Source organism: Aeromonas sp. 603404 (genome assembly GCF_049171775.1).
GTDB classification, from domain to species: Bacteria; Pseudomonadota; Gammaproteobacteria; order Enterobacterales; family Aeromonadaceae; genus Aeromonas; species Aeromonas veronii_A.
The window spans coordinates 353,815-370,551 of sequence record NZ_JAAKPE010000002.1 but is presented as its reverse complement, the minus strand read 5'-3'; the positions used below and the strand labels follow the sequence as shown (position 1 = coordinate 370,551).

Annotated in this window: 14 protein-coding genes; 7 read left to right on the top strand and 7 right to left on the bottom strand. The window is 61.1% G+C overall.

All coding sequences use genetic code 11. The features are described 5' to 3' along the window. Positions 1–21: 21 nt before the first annotated feature. The 5 genes from G5306_RS05585 to G5306_RS05565 all read left to right on the top strand — a co-directional run bounded on the left by G5306_RS05585 (position 22) and on the right by G5306_RS05565 (position 5,208). Positions 22–360, top strand: coding sequence for a DUF3302 domain-containing protein (locus G5306_RS05585; RefSeq protein WP_042032410.1), 339 nt, complete (start codon positions 22–24; stop codon positions 358–360). A gap of 3 nt (positions 361–363) precedes the next feature. Then, entirely contained in the window at positions 364–1,401 is a 1,038-nt protein-coding gene (locus tag G5306_RS05580) for an HlyD family secretion protein (protein ID WP_421312529.1), read from the top strand. A gap of 103 nt (positions 1,402–1,504) precedes the next feature. Continuing rightward, positions 1,505–3,265, top strand: a complete 1,761-nt coding sequence (locus G5306_RS05575) for a DEAD/DEAH box helicase (RefSeq protein WP_421312543.1) — start codon at positions 1,505–1,507, stop codon at positions 3,263–3,265. 112 nt (positions 3,266–3,377) lie between these two features. Then, positions 3,378–4,817 (top strand): D-alanyl-D-alanine carboxypeptidase/D-alanyl-D-alanine endopeptidase, encoded by a 1,440-nt coding sequence (dacB, locus tag G5306_RS05570; protein WP_005350510.1) that lies wholly within the window; start codon positions 3,378–3,380, stop codon positions 4,815–4,817. 94 nt (positions 4,818–4,911) lie between these two features. Next, positions 4,912–5,208 (top strand): GrxA family glutaredoxin, encoded by a 297-nt coding sequence (locus tag G5306_RS05565; protein ID WP_224970215.1) that lies wholly within the window; start codon positions 4,912–4,914, stop codon positions 5,206–5,208. Between the two features lie 124 nt (positions 5,209–5,332). Here G5306_RS05565 and G5306_RS05560 read toward each other — a convergent pair whose 3' ends face one another. Continuing rightward, entirely contained in the window at positions 5,333–6,178 is an 846-nt protein-coding gene (locus G5306_RS05560; RefSeq protein WP_421312528.1) for an endonuclease/exonuclease/phosphatase family protein, read from the bottom strand. A gap of 107 nt (positions 6,179–6,285) precedes the next feature. On the opposite strand from G5306_RS05560, the gene G5306_RS05555 reads away from it, so the two are divergent. Further along, entirely contained in the window at positions 6,286–6,510 is a 225-nt protein-coding gene (locus G5306_RS05555) for a hypothetical protein (protein ID WP_005344394.1), read from the top strand. Here the strand turns inward: G5306_RS05555 and yciA are convergent, their stop codons facing one another. The 6 genes from yciA to G5306_RS05525 all read right to left on the bottom strand — a co-directional run bounded on the left by yciA (position 6,511) and on the right by G5306_RS05525 (position 14,725). Then, on the bottom strand, positions 6,511–6,915 hold the full coding sequence (yciA, locus tag G5306_RS05550; protein WP_005337875.1) for an acyl-CoA thioester hydrolase YciA: 405 nt from the start codon (positions 6,913–6,915) through the stop codon (positions 6,511–6,513). A 59-nt stretch (positions 6,916–6,974) separates the two neighbouring features. Next, complete coding sequence (locus G5306_RS05545; protein ID WP_421312527.1) at positions 6,975–7,823, bottom strand: NAD-dependent epimerase/dehydratase family protein; 849 nt, start codon at positions 7,821–7,823, stop codon at positions 6,975–6,977. A gap of 181 nt (positions 7,824–8,004) precedes the next feature. Next, positions 8,005–8,364 (bottom strand): hypothetical protein, encoded by a 360-nt coding sequence (locus G5306_RS05540; RefSeq protein ID WP_156128786.1) that lies wholly within the window; start codon positions 8,362–8,364, stop codon positions 8,005–8,007. A gap of 213 nt (positions 8,365–8,577) precedes the next feature. Continuing rightward, on the bottom strand, positions 8,578–12,153 hold the full coding sequence (nifJ, locus tag G5306_RS05535; protein WP_421312526.1) for a pyruvate:ferredoxin (flavodoxin) oxidoreductase: 3,576 nt from the start codon (positions 12,151–12,153) through the stop codon (positions 8,578–8,580). Then, the gene (locus G5306_RS05530; protein WP_421312525.1) at positions 12,150–13,796 is read right to left on the bottom strand and encodes an NAD(P)-binding protein; all 1,647 of its coding nucleotides are present in this window, start codon (positions 13,794–13,796) and stop codon (positions 12,150–12,152) included. Before G5306_RS05530 ends, nifJ begins: the two co-directional genes overlap by 4 nt. 176 nt (positions 13,797–13,972) lie before the next feature. After that, entirely contained in the window at positions 13,973–14,725 is a 753-nt protein-coding gene (locus G5306_RS05525; RefSeq protein WP_279460761.1) for a substrate-binding periplasmic protein, read from the bottom strand. A 77-nt stretch (positions 14,726–14,802) separates the two neighbouring features. Here G5306_RS05525 and G5306_RS05520 point away from each other — a divergent pair, with 77 nt between their 5' ends. Continuing rightward, on the top strand, positions 14,803–16,653 hold the full coding sequence (locus tag G5306_RS05520; protein ID WP_421312524.1) for an MOSC N-terminal beta barrel domain-containing protein: 1,851 nt from the start codon (positions 14,803–14,805) through the stop codon (positions 16,651–16,653). Positions 16,654–16,737: the final 84 nt, after the last annotated feature.

Sequence of the window (16,737 nt, the reverse complement as noted above, 5' to 3'; positions counted from 1 at the left end):
TAAAGCCAGTGGAGGTTATACATGTTCCTTGATTACTTTGCCCTTGGCCTGCTCGTCTTTGTCGCGCTGGTCATCTTCTACGGAATCATCGTGATCCACGATATTCCTTACGAAATCGCCAAACATCGGAATCATCCCCATCAGGATGCCATCCATGTTGCCGGCTGGGTCAGTCTCTTCACCCTGCATGTGTTATGGCCTTTCCTCTGGATCTGGGCAACCCTCTATCGCCCCGATCGCGGCTGGGGCTTTAACCAGCGCCTGCAAAAAGATGAAGATGATATCGCGGCCCTCAGAGAAGAGCTGGCTGAGCTGAAGGGCCGTCTCAACCATATCGAACAGCAAGAGCAACAGGGATAAATCATGGACCTGCTACTGATCCTGACCTATACGGCACTCTGTGTAGCCATTTTCAAAATCTTCCGCATCCCGCTCAACAAGTGGACCGTCCCCACCGCAGCACTGGGCGGCGTGCTGCTTATCGGCACCCTCATCATGCTGATGAACTACAACCACCCCTACTCCGAGATGGCGCGCAACTACTACCTTTCCACCCCCATTGTGCCGCTGGTCAAGGGCCGGGTGGTCGAGGTGCCGGTGCAAGCCAACCAGCCGGTCAAGAAGGGCGATGTGCTGTTTCGCCTCGATGACGAGCCTTTCAGACTGAAAGTGGAGAGCCTGAGCGCCCGACTTGATGCCAACAAGGATCAACTCAAGTCCATTGACGCCAGACTACGCTCCGCCAAACTGGACAGAGATCGCGCCAGTGACCTGATGCGCCGCGGCGTCGGCAAGCAGCGTGACCTCGACGTGACTCAGGCGAGCGTAGACGAGATCGCCGCCCAGATGGATCAGCAACGCGCCACGCTGGAAGATTTGCAGGCCCAGCTCGATGAAGCCAAATACCAGCTGGCCCAGACCGTGGTCTATGCCCCGAGCGATGGCCATGTGGTGCAGCTTGCCCTGCGTCCAGGCATGATCGCCACCCCCTTTATGTACCGTCCGGTGATGACCTTCATCCACAAAGATGAGACTGCCTATGTTGGCTGGTTCTGGCAGAACAGCATGCAGCGTCTGGCGGTGGGTGATGAGGCCGAAGTGGTGATTGACGGTATCCCCGGCAAGATCTTCAAGGGCAAGGTGACCGCCGTGATCCCGGCCATTGCCGCCGGTAACGTGCAGGCCAACGCCGGTTTGCTGGATCAGACCAGCGCTATCCGCCCGGGCCGCATGCCGGTGCTCATCTCCATCACCGACCCCGAGTGGGCCAAGTATCAGGTGATTGCCGGTGCCAGCGGACAGGCCGCTGTCTATACCGAGTACTTCCACCACGTCTCTGTGATGCGCAAGGTACTGCTGCGCATGGCAAGCTGGATGAATTACCTCTTCCCCTTCCACTAAGCACGCAATGTATTCAACGGGCCGGCATCATGTCGGCCCGCTGTTTTTTGGCGGCAAGATCCCTATAATGGCGCCATCCTGCCAAGCCCCGCGCCAAACCTGCATGTTCGTTCTAAGACCCTATCAGACCGACGCCGTCAACGCCGTGATCAACCACTTTCGCAAACATCCGGATCCCGCCGTGGTGGTGCTGCCCACCGGGGCCGGCAAGAGTCTGGTGATCGCCGAACTGGCCCGCAAAGCGCGCGGCCGGGTGCTGGTGCTGGCCCACGTCAAGGAGCTGGTGGAGCAGAACCATGCCAAGTACGAGGCGTGGGGGCTCAAGGCCGATATCTTCGCTGCCGGTCTGGATCGCAAGGAGGCGAGCGCCCAGGTGGTGTTCGGCTCGGTGCAGTCGGTAGCGCGCAATCTGGCTGCCTTCGACGGGGCGTTTTCGCTGCTCATCATCGATGAGTGCCATCGGGTCTCGCTCGATGATGACAGCCAGTACCATCAGGTGTTAGGCCACCTCAAGGCCGCCAATCCGGCCCTCAAGATCCTCGGTCTCACCGCCACTCCCTATCGGCTCGGGCTGGGCTGGATCTACCGGCGCCACTATCACGGCATGGTCAAGAGCCACGGCGAACGGCTGTTTGGCGACTGCGTGTTCGAGCTGCCCTTGCGTTTTATGGTCAAAAACGGCTACCTGACCCCACCGCGCATGGTGGATGCCCCCATCGTTCACTACGACTTCAGCAAGCTGGTGGCACGGGAGAACGGCCTCTTTAGCGAGGCAGATCTCAACGGAGAGCTCAAGCGCCAGCAGCGGGTCACCCCCCATATCCTGAGCCAGGTGCTGGAGTATGCCGCCGACCGGCAGGGGGTGATGATCTTCGCCGCCACCGTCGAACACGCCCGTGAAATTCACGGCCTGCTTGGCGCCAGAGGCCAGCAGGCAGCCCTTATCACCGGCGAAACGCCGGGACCGGAGCGCGATGCCCTTATCAGCGCCTTCAAGGCGCGCGAGCTCAAGTTTCTGGTCAACGTGGCGGTGCTCACCACCGGCTTTGATGCCCCCCATGTCGATCTTATCGTGATGCTCAGGCCCACTGAGTCGGTCTCCCTCTACCAGCAGATCGTCGGGCGTGGCCTGCGTCTCTCGCCGGGCAAGAGCGATTGTCTGGTGCTCGACTATGCGGGCAACAACTTCAACCTGTTTGCCCCCGAAGTGGGGGAGCCCCGCCCCCACGCCGGTACCGAGCCGGTGCAGGTGCCCTGCCCCGCCTGCGGTTTTGCCAACACCTTCTGGGGCAAGACCGACGAGGATGGCAAGGTGATCGAGCACTACGGCCGCCGCTGTCAGGGACTGTTTGAAGATGACGAGGGCAACCGCGAAGAGTGTGACTACCGCTTTCGCGCCAAGATCTGCCCCAGCTGTGGCGCGGAGAACGACATCGCCGCCCGCCGCTGCCAGAGCTGCGATCAGCTGCTGGTCGACCCTGACGACAAGCTCAAAGAGGCGCTCAATCTCAAGGATTGCATGGTGATCCGCTGCGCCGGGCTAACCCTCACAGCCGGGCGCGGCAAACAGGGGGAGCGGCTGGAGGTGACCTACCACGATGAGGATGGATTGACCCTCAGTGAATACTTCGGATTTCACTCCCCGGGCGCACGGCGCTTGTTTCAACAGCACTTTGTGCGTCATCATTGGCCCGCACCGGGGCTGGAGCCCGAATTTGCCACCCTGGCGAGCGTGCTGGCCGCGCAAAGCCAGTTCCGTCATCCGGATTTTGTCATCGCCCGCAAATCGGGTCGCTTCTGGCAGATAAAAGAGAAAATTTTTGATTATGAGGGTCGCTATCGTACCGCCAACTCGATGACATGATGGCGACCGGCATACATGGCATGAATTGCGTTATCCCGTCGATCCCGCATCGGCGGGTTGAATTATCAGGGTCGGCACCACTGCCGGGCCCTTCGTCACGTTAGAGGATGTTATGCAGCGGCTGTTGATTGGTTTTTGTGCTCTCTTTTCTTCTCTGGCGGCTCATGCCGCCCCGCTGACGCCCCCTCAGGGTGGCCAGTACGCCATCATGGTGCAGGGCAATAACGGCGTCGAGTTCGCCCGCCATGCGGATCAGATGATCGCCCCCGCCTCCACCATGAAGGTGCTCACCGCGCTGGCGGCCCGCCTCGAGCTAGGTGCCGACTTCCGCTTTGCCACCGACATTCAGGCACAGCCCGGTGCCAAACAGGGTGACACCATCAACGGCGATATCTGGATCAACTTCGTCGGCGACCCCACCCTCTCCCGGATGGATCTGCTGGCCCTGTTCAAACAGCTCGGCGTCACCAGCATCAAGGGCAATGTCTACGTCAACACCGGCGCCTACAACGGCTACGAGCGCGGCAACGGCTGGTCGTGGGGGGATCAGACCCTCTGCTTCGCCGCTCCCGTCTCCTCTGTCATCATCGACAAGAACTGCGCCTACGGCACCATCACTGCCACCCAGATTGGCAAACCGGCGGTGGGCAACGTGGCCACCGGCGTGCCCATCGGCATCGGTGCCGACAACGTGGAGGTGATGAGCTATGGCGACATGGCGCGCCAGTTCTGCGCACTGGAAGTGGACATGGCCAAGGGCAACTTCTACGAGCTCAAGGGCTGCATCACCCCGAACAAGGAGCCGCAGGGGCTGCGTTTCGCCATTCACGACGTGGAAGCCTGGGGCTGGGACAACATCCGCTGGGCGATGAACCGTGCCGGTATCAAGCATGATGGCCTGCTGCGGGTCACCCACAAGGCCCCTGAAGGGGCTGAGACCCTCGGCACCCACTACTCGGTCTCCCTGCCAGTGATGCTCGCCAAGATGCTGAAGAAATCGGACAACCTCTATGCCGATACCTTCCTCAAAACCGTGGGCCGTCACTACTACAACAAGCCGGGCAGCTATCGCAGCGGCACCATGGCGGTGCGCGCCATCCTGACCAAGAACGGCATCGATCTGGGCAATGCCACCCTGGCCGATGGCTCCGGTCTCTCCGCTCACAATCTCATTAGCGCCCGTCAGATGATGTCGGTGCTGAACTTCATCCAGAAAAATGATGCCGAACTTGGCCTGATCAAGCTGCTGCCAAGCTCCCAGGTGGATGGCACCCTGGCGTGGCGCCGCAGCGTCACCGCTCCCATGATGAAGAACAAGGTCCACGCCAAGACCGGCACCATCACCGGCACCTCCAATCTGGTGGGCTTTATCGACACGGCAGGCGGCCAGCGCAAGGCGTTCGTGATGTTCCAGCGCGGCCTGTCCCAAGATCCGGCCACCCATGAGCGCTACCGCGCCAGCAAGGCGCCGTGGCCCTGGACTGTGTTCGAGAAGGGGGTGCTGGAGAGCATCTATCAGCAGCAGCCGATCCAGATCGCCGATGAGAGCTGAGCCAATAGGCCCACTCGAATCACGGTATCGATAATTTCGGCTTCAAGTCGCCACGAGGCAGGGCTATGCTGTTGCCTGCCTCATATCAACGGCCATACAAAAACGGCTTAAAAAACGGAGAGAAAATATGTTTGCAGTGATTTTTGGTCGCCCGGGTTGCCCCTACTGTGTCCGTGCCGTACAGATCGCCGAGCAGCTGACCGAACAGCGCGATGACTTCAAATTCCGCTACGTGGATATCCATGCCGAAGGGATCACCAAAGAAGATCTGGCCAAGAGCGCCGGCAAGCCGGTCAATACCGTGCCGCAGATCTTCCTGGACGAGCAGCACATCGGTGGCTGCACCGATTTCGAAGCCTACGCCAAAGCGAATCTGGGTCTCTACCAGTAATGCCTGCGGGTCATCCCGAGCGGGTTGACCGCTAGAGCGTATAAAAAATCCGGCGCCATCAGGCGCCGGATTTTTTTATGAGCGGAGCTCGCACCATCTCTTGTCAGGAAGTCACAGACTGGGGTCAGGGAGTCACAGACTGGGCGGCAAAGCGCGCGATGATGGGGTTGTGATCCGAACTGTCGGTCGCCGGTGAACTCACCTCGACCAAATCCAGATTGCGGTAGTAGAGGTGATCCAGCGGGCGGCCGAAGGCGGTGCGGCGCTGATCAGGCACCGGCACGGCCTCTTGCAAGCCCAGCTCGTCAACCAATTTGCTTAACCAGAACTGGCGTTTGTCGCTCCAGGTATTGAAATCACCGGCCAGAATAACCGGCCCCTGATGGCGGCGCACCAAGGCAGTCAAATCGTTGAGCTGCTCGCGGAAGGTGGCCATCCCCAGCTCGAAATTGACCGCATGGATATTGATGACCATGACGCCGTCGGGATCGCCCTGCAGCGGATAGAGGCTCACCAGCCCGGATTTGGGGATGCGCAGCAAGGGCTCGGGGGAGCGCACGCCACAGACGAACGCCTGCGGGGTCTTGGCCACCGTCATCACCCCGAACGACACGCCGCCCTGGGTGAAGGCTTGCAGCTGTTGCCACTGGAAATCACCGGCGCGCAGCCAGTCGAGCATATCGGGACGGGTGGCCGACTCTTGCAGCAGCACCAGATCCTGCCCCTTGGCGTAACTGTCCATCCCTTCACGCCAGTTCTTGCGCTGGCCCTTGTAGAGATTCCACACCGTCACCCCGAATTCACGGGGCAGCGCCGTGGTCGCCAACGCTACCAGCGGCGGACGCTGGCAGTCGAGTCCCGGCACAATCCCTTGAGCTGTGACCAGATGGTTCTGATCCGGCACCTCAAAACAGCCTACCAACCCCAGGGTCAGCAGGGAGGTGCCAAGAATGCGATAACTATTTTTCATTGGCTAACAACCGCCCGCCTTTGCTTTTTGTTGCGACCATCACAAACGTCATCCACGCCGACTAAGCTGATAGTCCCTGTTCCACCCAACCAGAAGGACCTTGTCTCATGGCGAAAGAACTTCGGTACAACGTGACGTTTTATGATCAACAAGGAAATTGTCATCAAGTGGAGCTGTCCACCGTCTATCAGATAAGACGGGACCCTCAATGCGATCTCTGCCTGTTCGACACCCTGCAATATGTGGGCTCGGAAGAGATGCTGGAACGCATGATACGGCAAAAAACCGGGCTTGAGCAGGAAATATCCATCATCAATGCCCGGCTGATTTAATCAGGCACTCACCGGAACCGGGCGGGATTTGCCCTGTTCGTCGATGGCGACATAGGTGAAGATCCCCTCGGTCACGCAGTAGCGCTGGGCATCGTTTTCCCGCAGTACCGGCTTGACCCACACCTCCAGCTTGAGCTTCATGGAGCTGCGGCCGATCTTCATGCAGCGGCCGTAGCAGCAGACCACATCGCCCACCTTGACCGGACTGTGAAAGGTCATGCCTTCGACGGATACGGTACAAATACGTCCTTTTGCCAGCTCCTTGGCCATAATGCCCCCACCTATATCCATCTGGGACATGATCCAGCCACCAAAGATGTCGCCATTGGGGTTGGTATCGGCTGGCATTGCCAGGGTTCTCAGCAACAACTCCCCATCGGGGTGACGTTTTGTATCTACCATCATTACCGCCTCTCTCTCATGGATGGCGGCATGATAGGGGGCGATCACCCCCTTGGCAAACCTCAATTGCCCGAGGCGGCGAGCTCGGCAAACCAGTGGGCCGGATCGGGCCAGCGATAGTTGAATCCCATCTGCTGGCAAATCAGCTGACCGTCGATGGGCTGAAATTCACCGGCAGGCTCGATAAAGACCGGCACGGGCAGCCCCTGCTGGCGCGCCGCAAAGGGGTAGAACTGCTCGCGGCGCGGGTGCACCGGCGCGCTCAGGTTGAAGACATCCCCATCCTTGCCCCGCTCCAGCAGCAACATACAAGCCGCCACCACATCGTCCAGATGGACCAGATTGACCGACTGGGCGCCGCCATCCAGGGTCTTGCCCGCCAGAAAACGGCCGGGATGGCGATCCGGACCATAAAGGCCGGAGGGGCGCACTATCATCACCGCCTCGAAACCGGCCGCCAGCACCGCTTGCTCCGCCGCAAGCATCCGCTCGCCACGGGCATGGCGGGGTTGCGGTTCTTCCCCCTCCTGCTGCCCTGCACCCCACACTGAGGTGGCACTGACAAACAGCACTCGCCGAGTGCCACTTGCTTTGGCAAGCTGGCAGGCCCTTGCCACTGCCTGCGGATAGTCATCGGTCTTGCTGGGCGGTACGCAAATAACCAGCGATTCGCAGGGGATGGGCCACAGTTCTTTTTTATCAGCGACGGGCATCTCGGCAGAACCCATGTTGGCAGAGATGGTCAGCGGATAGGCAGCGATCCCCTCCCCCTGCAAACGGGCCGCCTTCTCGGCGCTGCTGACCGTCACCGCCACTGGCTTGCCTGCCGCCAGCAGGGCCCGCGCCAGCGGCAGCCCGAGCCACCCCGCCCCCAGAATACCGATCGTCCCGGCGATATGTTGCTCTGTCATCGTTCCTTCTCCTGCTTGACGCTATTTGCCCCGCAGCTTACCTGCCTTGGTAGGAAAAGGAAGCCTTGGCCAACTCTCCTACAGCCTACAGATAGACAAATGCCGCCAAGATGGCGGCATTTGTCTATCTGGTTCTGTGTCAGCTTCGTCAGCTTCTTATAAAGCCTTTTCTATAGCTCTTTCACCTTGCACGCTTGCTCTGAGCATCAGCAAAAAGGTAGCCACCAGAATCTCTGCTGATGGTTATGAATTCATCTTCATGTTCCCCGTCAAAAAAGGTGCATTCATACGAGGCGGATCGTTCTGCTTCAATTCTTATGCCCGTTACAGTTGCTGGGACTGCACTTCCAATGCTCATCGCAGCAAGTTCTTCCACTCTGGAAATATCAGATTCTAGCTCAGGAAGAATCGCCTCTGCATTACGCAAACAAGCTAAACGGTCTCTGCCTGAAGGGTATTCGACCCAAACAAGCAATCTCCCGATTTGAAATTCGTCACACTCTGGATATGACCCCAAGAGACTTAAAAGGCGATTAGTCATAAGCACCTAACAAATTTATTCTGTGAAGTGAACCACTCTAACACAGACGTATTTATGAAAACTTTCAATGCCTTAGTGCCATTCACCTTAAAATACGACCTCGATTAGAGTCGGAAATATGGATGCTTTTACTCTATAACGAGCCCGTCCCTACCCAAATGACTAAAAAAGCGGGCCATTGGCCCGCTTGGTTATATTTCACTCACACAATCCTCACACCGGCGGATGGAAATGGCTGGTTTCGCGGGTGGCCATCTCCTCGTAGGTGGCCCACTTCTGCCACGCCACTTGTTGCGCCACCTGCATCAGCCGTTCGGCCTCCTCCGGATGGCTCTGGGCCAGTACCCGATAACGGGTCTCCTCCTGCCGGTATTCCGCAAGGGGAATGGAAGGGCGCAGGCTGTCGAGGCTGAAGGGGTTCTGCCCCGCACTGCGCAGTACCGGGTTGTAGCGCATCAGCGGCCAGTGGCCGGAGGCGACGGCCCGTTTTTGCTGGGTCAGGCCAAACTCCATATCGATACCGTGAGCGATACAGTGGCTGTAGGCGATGATAAGGGACGGGCCCGGATAGGCCTCTGCCTCGCGCAACGCTTGCAGCGCCTGCTGCGGGTTGGCACCAAAAGCGATGCGGGCAACATAAACGTTGCCGTAGGAGATGGCTTGCAGCGCCACATCCTTCTTCGCCAGCGTCTTGCCCCCCGCCGCGAACTTGGCGACGGCACCGAGCGGGGTCGATTTCGACATCTGGCCGCCGGTGTTGGAGTAGACCTCGGTATCCATCACAAGCACGTTCACATCGCGGCCGGAGGCGAGCACATGGTCGAGCCCTGATGAACCGATGTCATAGGCCCAGCCATCGCCGCCGATAATCCAGACCGAACGGCGCACCAGCTGATCGATGAGTGACAGCAGCTCGCGGGCCTTGCCGGATTTCACCTCTTCCAGCCGCTCGCGCACTTGCGCCACCCGGGTGCGCTGGGCGCGGATCTCCGACTCCAGCCGTTGCGGTGCGCTAATCAGGGTATCGACCAGCTCTGGGCCCAGCTCCCCCTTCATCGCTTCAAGGGCCGCCACCGCCTGACCGTGATGCTGATCGGCGGTGAGGCGGAAGCCAAAGCCAAACTCGGCGTTGTCCTCAAACAGGGAGTTGGACCAAGCGGGCCCCTTCCCTTCGCCATTCTTGGCCCACGGGGTAGTCGGCAGGTTGCCGCCGTAGATGGAGGAGCAGCCGGTGGCGTTGGCCACCAGCATGCGGTCGCCAAACAACTGGGTCAGCAGCTTGAGATAGGGGGTCTCGCCACAACCAGCGCAGGCACCGGAGAACTCGAACAGGGGTTCGAGGAACTGGGCACCGCGCACCGTGGAGAAGTCCACCCGCTCGCGGGCAGGCCAGGGCAGGCTCTCGAACCAGCGCAGCGCCTGTTTCTGGCCAGCCAGATGGGGCGCCTTATCCATCATGGTGATGGCACGTTCGCCCTCGTGCTCCTCATCGGCTCCGGCCCGTACCGGACAGGCCTGCACGCACTGGCCGCAGCCGGTGCAATCTTCCGGATAGAGCTGCAAGGTGTAGCGGCTATCGGGGAAACCCTTGGCGGTGACGGGCACCGACTGCGCTGCCTCGGGGGCGGTTGCCAGCCAGTCCTGATGGTAGAACTTGGCCCGCAGCGCCGCGTGGGGGCAGACAAAGACGCAGTTGCCGCACTGGATACAGATATCCGAATGCCAAATCGGGATCTCGCGGGCGATATCCCGCTTCTCGAAGCGGCTGGTGGCGGTGGGGTAAGTGCCATCCACCGGCAGCATGGAGACGGGGATCAGATCGCCGCGCCCCGCCAGCATCTCGCCAGTGACCCGCTGGACAAACTCGCTGCCGCCGGGAGCCAATGGCAACGGATAGTCGCTGATCTGCTCCTCACCGGCCGGGATGGCCACCCGGTGCAGATGAGCCAGGGTGTCATCCACCGCCGCGAAGTTGCGCTCGACCACCTCGGGCCCCTTGCGGGCATAGCTCTTCTCGATGCTCTCCTTGATCAGCGCAATGGCTTCGTCCCGTGGCAACACTCCGGCTAGCGCGAAGAAACAGGTCTGCATAATGGTGTTGATGCGATTGCCCATACCGTTTTGCTCGGCCACCCGATCCCCATCGATGCAGTAGAGCTGGATATTGAGGGCGCGAATACGGGCACGCAGCCGCTCGGGCAGCTGGCCCCACACCTTGTCAGCCTCATAGGGGGCGTTAAGCAGCAGGGTCGCCCCCTCGGCGGCGTGCTCCAGCAGATCGACCGATTCGACAAAGCACCACTGGTGGCAGCCGATAAAGCTCGCCTGCTCGATAAGCCAGGGGGCATCGATGGGCTCGGGGCCAAAGCGCAGGTGGGAGACGGTACGCGAGCCCGACTTCTTGGAGTCGTAGACGAAGTAACCCTGGGCGTGGAACCCCTCCAGCTCGCCGATGATCTTGATGCTGTTCTTGTTGGCGCCCACGGTGCCGTCGGCACCGAGGCCGAAAAAGAGCGCCCGCACCCGACTGGCGGGCTCAAGATCACCGATGGGGTGCCAGGCCAGACTGAGGCCCGACACATCATCGACGATCCCCACGGTAAAGCGCGGGCGCGGCACATCGGATGCCAGCTCCTCGAACACAGCCGCGCACATGGCGGGGGTGAACTCTTTGGAAGAGAGGCCGTAGCGACCGCCACTGAGCCACGGCAACCGCTTGATAAGGCCGCGCTGCAAGCCGTCGATCAGCGCGCTCTGTACATCCAGCAGCAGCGGCTCACCGCCCGCCCCCGGCTCCTTGGTACGATCCAGCACAGCCATGCGCCGCACGCTCTCGGGCAACGCATCGAGCAGCGCCTGTACCGGGAAGGGGCGATAGAGGCGAATGACCAAGACCCCTGTCTTGCGATCCTGTTGGTTGAGCCAATCCACGGTAGTGCGGACGGTAGCCGCCCCCGAGCCCATCAGTACGATCACATCGGTGGCATCGGGCGCACCGTGATACTCCACCAGCCGGTAGTGGCGGCCGGTCAGCTCGCCGAGGTTGTCCATGCACTGTTGCACCCGCGCCGGTACCGCTTCGTAGAAGGGGTTGACGCTCTCGCGGGACTGGAAGTAGGTATCCGGGTTCTGGGCGGTACCGCGCATCACCGGATGATCCGGGTTGAGCGCCCGGGCACGGTGGGCGCGTACCCAGTCGTTGTCGATAAGGGCGCGAATTTCATCCCGATGCAGGGCGGTGATCTTGTTCACCTCGTGGGAGGTTCGAAAGCCGTCGAAGAAGTGGATGAAGGGCACCCGGCACTGCAGGGTGACGCTGTGGGCAACCAAGGCCAAGTCCTGCGCCTCCTGCACCGAGCCGGAGGCAAGCATGGCAAAGCCGGTGCTGCGCGCCGCCATCACGTCCTGATGGTCGCCAAAAATCGACAGTCCCTGCGCCGCCAGCGAGCGGGCCGCCACATGGAACACCGCCGAGGTCAGCTCACCGGCAATCTTGTACATGTTGGGCAGCATCAGCATCAGCCCCTGACTGGCGGTGAAGGTGGTGGCGAGCGCCCCCGCCTGCAGGGCGCCGTGTACCGTGCCGGCCGCCCCCCCTTCGCTCTGCATCTCCACTACGGTGGGGATGTTGCCCCACAGGTTGGTCTGCCCCTCCGCCGCCCAGGCATCGGCCAGTTCGGCCATGGTCGAGCTCGGGGTAATGGGGTAGATGGCACACACTTCACTCAGCTGGTACGCCACCCGGGCCGCGGCTTCGTTGCCGTCGACCATGATCAGTTCATGTTTCATTGGGACTCCTCCGGTTGGCGCAGCTCGATGGCGTGACAAGGGCACTGGTCGTGACAGGCACCGCAGCCGGTGCAGCGCTCGGCATCCACCTGATAGCCCTTGCCCGGCCCCAGCTTGGCGATGGCCTGCTCGGGGCAACTGCCGTAGCAGCCGTCGCACTCGAAGCAGTTGCCGCAGGAGTAGCAACGCGCCGCCTCGTAACGGGCGGCCACCTCATCCAGCCCGCCGATGATCTCGCCGAAGTCATCCCGCGCCCACGCCGGTTTGACCGGCTGGCTGCTGGCCGGGGCGTGGGTCTGGAACCAGAGCTGCAACTGCTCCGGCCCCACCAGCGGGTAGGAGAGCGGCTTGTGGTAGTGGCGACCGCGCAGCCAGGCATCCATATGGCGCGCTGCCTTCTTGCCATGGCCGGTGGCGATGGTGACGGTGCGCTCGGAGGGCACCATGTCGCCGCCCGCAAACAGACCCGGCACATCCGTCATCAGGTTGCCAGCCACCTGAACTACCCCCTCCTTGTTGACCCGCACGCCAGGAATGCTCTCCAGCACCGAGAGATCGACCTCCTGACCGAGCGCCAGAATAAGGGAGTCCGCTTCAAGGGTTTCAAACTTGCCGGTGGGTACCGGTTTGCCCTCGGCATCCAGCGCCATCACCTCCACCTCGATATTGGTGTTGTCGAGCTGGCGGATGCTACGCAGCCAGTTGATCTTGATCCCCTCCTCCTCGGCCTCGTCGGCTTCAAAGGCGTGGGCAGGCATATGGTCCCGATCGCGGCGGTAGATGATCATCGCCTCTTCCACACCGAGGCGACGGGCGGTACGGGCCGCATCCATGGCGGTGTTGCCCCCCCCATAAATCGCTACCCGCCGTCCCAGTTTGGGTGGCGGCAAGCCCTGCTCTTCGGCCAGACTGGCCTGTTCGAGGAAACTCACCGCATCGAGGATCTTGCCCGCTTCCCGAGCCGGAATATCGACCCGCTTGGCCAGATGGGCGCCGATGGCCATAAAGACGGCATCAAAGCCCCCCTCATCGCGCTCGCGCAGCACATCCTCCACCTTGTGGTTGAGGGTCAGGGTCACCCCGGCCGCCACGATGCGGGCCACCTCCCGATCCAGCACGTCGCGAGGCAGACGGTAAGCGGGAATACCGAAGCGCAGCATGCCGCCCGCCAGTGGCCCCGCTTCGCGGATCTCCACCTGATGGCCAAGCCGGTTGAGGTGCCAGGCACAGGAGAGACCGGAGGGGCCGGCGCCGATCACCAGCACCCTCTTGCCGCTGGCAGGGGCAGGTGGCGCAGGCTGCCAACCACGGGCCAGCGCCTCGTCGCCGAGAAAACGCTCGATGGCGTGGATAGAGACAGATTCATCCACCTGACCGCGGTTGCAGGCGCTCTCGCAGGGGTGATAGCAGACCCGGCCATGAATGGCGGGCAAGGGGTTCTCTTCGATCAGGGTCTGCCAGGCCGCCTCAAAACGACCGGCCTGCGCCAAAGAGAGCCAGGCCTGGATATTTTCTCCGGCCGGGCAGGCGTGATTGCAGGGTGGCAAGGCCGGCCGCCAGACGGGTAGCCGGGTACGCACCGGGCCTGTTCCCGTTTTCAGGGAGAGATCCGGCAATGGGGTCATGTCCAGTTGTTTGCTCATACATTGCTTTCTTCTTTTTGTGTGACAGGCCCCACCCGATGGCGCTTGATACCGTGTAGCCGAAGCGGACGGTGGCCGGATGGGGAAGAAGCGAAAGCGTTAGAAACTGGGAACTGAGTCGATAATGGCCGCTTTTTTGTACTGATTAGCGAATCAGGATCAAAAAATGTTGCACTTTATGGTTCATAGAGACCAGAACGTGACTCAAGTAACATCTTCTCCAGCTGACCGCTGGCTTTCAGTTTGGCGAGCCCCCGATTGAAGGTTTTGACCAGCTCGTCAGCGTTGGCACGCTTGCGGCTGATCAACAGGTGACCTTCAACTTTCATCACGGGTTTTGAATGGGTTGCAAAGAGATCGACCGTGCTGGCCGGGTAGAACTGACGCAGGGAGTAGTAGCCGACATCTATGTTCTCCAGGGTCAGGTCGGCGCGGCCGGAGAGCAGCAGATCAAAGCTCTGGCGCAGCCGGGTGACGAACTGCACCTGCAGCGGAACCTGTGCGATGGCTGCAAAAAAATCTGCATTGTAGGTATAGCCACTGACCGCAGCCAGCTTGCGATCCGCCAGATCCTGATAGCTGCGCCATTCCAGCGGATCGGACTTGAGATAGAACCAGACGTAGGTTTCGCTCAGGATGGGATCGCTGTAGAGATGGGTTTTGCGCCGCTCGCTCGACTCATACCAGTGGACTGTGCCATCCACCACTCCCTCCTCCGACAAGCGAAAGGCCCGCTTCCAGGGCAGAAACTGAAACTTGACGCTCACCCCTTCACTCTTGAATGCCTCACTCACCACATGGGGGATAAGCCCCTGATATTTCAGCGTCTCGGAGCAGTAAGGGGGATACTCTCCCGTGGTCAGGGTCAGCTCCTGCGCCCAGAGCCCGTGACAAAAAAGGCTCCCCGCCAGCAACCAGCTTATTTTCATCCCGATGCCCTCTTGTTCTCTTTTCCCAACTATAGACCGCCCCCTTGAAAGGATTGCCGGATCGCCGGGGAACCGTTATGTTCCCCTTTTTCCAGGCGATCGCGCCGCGTCACAAGGATATGAAGATGCCCAGGCTAGACAGCATTCACCTCTACCCCATCAAATCGACTGCAGGTATGCCGCTGGCTCGCGCCCGGGTGACCCAGGAGGGGCTCGCGGGGGATCGCCGCTACATGGTGGTCAAACCGGACGGCACCTTTATCACCGCCCGAACCCATCCCCAACTGCAACAGGTCGTGGCTACCCCCATCGAAGGTGGCTTGCAACTGCGCTATCCGGGCTTTGAACCGCTCACCCTGCAAGAGGCCGACTTCAGCCGCGCCCCGCAAGCTACCGGAGTCTGGAGCGACCGTTTCACCGCCCTGCACACCGACCCCAAAGCCGATGGGTGGCTAAGCCGGGTGGCAGGGGAGACAGTGCAACTGCTCTGGCTGGGTGAAACCTCTGATCGCTTTCGCGAGAAGACCGGCACCCGGGTCAGCTTTGCCGACGGTTATCCGCTGCTGCTGATAAGCCAGGCCTCCCTTGAGGATCTCAATCTGCGCTCCGATGCGCTGCACCAGATGAGCCAGTTCCGTACCAATCTGGTGGCAAGCAATACCCAGCCCTTCGAGGAGGACAGCTGGGTGCGCATCCGCATCGGCGAAGTGGAATTTAAAGTGGTCAAACCCTGCAGCCGCTGCATCATGACCACGGTGGAAGCGGGCACCGATCGCTTCAACGCCCTGAAAGAGCCGCTGGCTACCCTCACCCGCTACCGCCGTGGCGAGGATGGCGAGGTCTACTTCGGCCAGAATCTGGTGGCGCTGAACGAAGGCTGGATTGAGGCAGGCAGCGAGATCGAGGTGCTGGAGCGTACCCGTCCGGTGGTCTATCCCGCCGCCGCACCGAAGAAGCGGGAGCTGGTCTGCGTGGCCCGCGAACCGCTGGCGCGGGATCTGGAGACCTTCTGGTTCGACGCCGCCGATGGCGAGCCCCTGCCCGACTACCTGCCGGGCCAGCATCTGCCCATCAGCCTCGATATCAAAAACGAGCGGATCCAGCGGCGCTATACCCTGAGCTCCACGCCGGATCACCCGGAGCGTTACAGCATCAGCGTCAAGAAGGTGGAGGGTGGCCGCATCTCCCACTGGCTGCACAAGCAACTGCAGGTGGGCGACCGGCTGCTGGCCGCCAACCCCGCTGGCGAGTTTCACTTAGGGTCCGAGCGCAACCTCCTGTTGCTCTCCGCAGGCTCCGGCGTCACCCCCATGCTGGCGATAGCCCGCACCCTGGCGCTACGCGGGGAGCTGGAAGAGGTTCACTTTATGCACCTGTGCCGCAGCGAAGCGGACATTCCCGCCGCCAGCGAACTGCACGCCATGGCGCAGCAGGGGATGACCCTCACCCTGATCCTGAGTCAGCCTGACAAACACTGGCTGGGGCTGCAAGGGCGACTCAATGATGAGCATCTGCAACTGGTCAAAGGGTTGGCCGAAAAAGAGGTCTTTATCTGCGGCCCCCACGGCTTTATGGCCGATGCTGCCGCCAAAGTTGCGGCCCTCGGCGTTCCGGCCACACGGATCAAACAGGAGAGTTTTGGCGGCGCCATTCTCTCGGTGGCCCGCCCCCATCAGGCGGTGCAACTGCGTATCGGCGCCCAAGCCTTTACCGGCAACAATCAGGGCACAGTGCTGGATCAGGCCAACAAGCAGGGAGTTGAGCTGCCCTGGAGCTGCCGCGCCGGCATCTGCGGCAGTTGCAAACAGACGCTGATCTCGGGCGAGGTGGATCACCCCGACGCCCCCGCCATCACCGCCGCCGAGCGGGCCGAGGGCAAGATCCTTGCCTGCTGCGCCGTGCCGCTCACAAACATCGTCATCAAATAAGGTGATCGAGCCACGAAAAGGCTGGCTGGGCCCCGATCCTGGCCGACCTTTTCCCCCCTGTCGACCCGCGGTTCCTCCATTCTC

Bases quoted from the DNA above. Each gene is read 5' to 3' on its own strand.
- G5306_RS05585 (WP_042032410.1), top strand. From the start codon at position 22: ATGTTCCTTGATTACTTTGCCCTTGGCCTGCTCGTCTTTGTCGCGCTG.
- G5306_RS05580 (WP_421312529.1), top strand. From the start codon at position 364: ATGGACCTGCTACTGATCCTGACCTATACGGCACTCTGTGTAGCCATT.
- G5306_RS05575 (WP_421312543.1), top strand. From the start codon at position 1,505: ATGTTCGTTCTAAGACCCTATCAGACCGACGCCGTCAACGCCGTGATC.
- dacB (WP_005350510.1), top strand. From the start codon at position 3,378: ATGCAGCGGCTGTTGATTGGTTTTTGTGCTCTCTTTTCTTCTCTGGCG.
- G5306_RS05560 (WP_421312528.1), bottom strand. From the start codon at position 6,178: ATGAAAAATAGTTATCGCATTCTTGGCACCTCCCTGCTGACCCTGGGG.
- G5306_RS05555 (WP_005344394.1), top strand. From the start codon at position 6,286: ATGGCGAAAGAACTTCGGTACAACGTGACGTTTTATGATCAACAAGGA.
- yciA (WP_005337875.1), bottom strand. From the start codon at position 6,915: ATGATGGTAGATACAAAACGTCACCCCGATGGGGAGTTGTTGCTGAGA.
- G5306_RS05545 (WP_421312527.1), bottom strand. From the start codon at position 7,823: ATGACAGAGCAACATATCGCCGGGACGATCGGTATTCTGGGGGCGGGG.
- G5306_RS05540 (WP_156128786.1), bottom strand. From the start codon at position 8,364: ATGACTAATCGCCTTTTAAGTCTCTTGGGGTCATATCCAGAGTGTGAC.
- nifJ (WP_421312526.1), bottom strand. From the start codon at position 12,153: ATGAAACATGAACTGATCATGGTCGACGGCAACGAAGCCGCGGCCCGG.
- G5306_RS05530 (WP_421312525.1), bottom strand. From the start codon at position 13,796: ATGAGCAAACAACTGGACATGACCCCATTGCCGGATCTCTCCCTGAAA.
- G5306_RS05525 (WP_279460761.1), bottom strand. From the start codon at position 14,725: ATGAAAATAAGCTGGTTGCTGGCGGGGAGCCTTTTTTGTCACGGGCTC.
- G5306_RS05520 (WP_421312524.1), top strand. From the start codon at position 14,803: ATGTTCCCCTTTTTCCAGGCGATCGCGCCGCGTCACAAGGATATGAAG.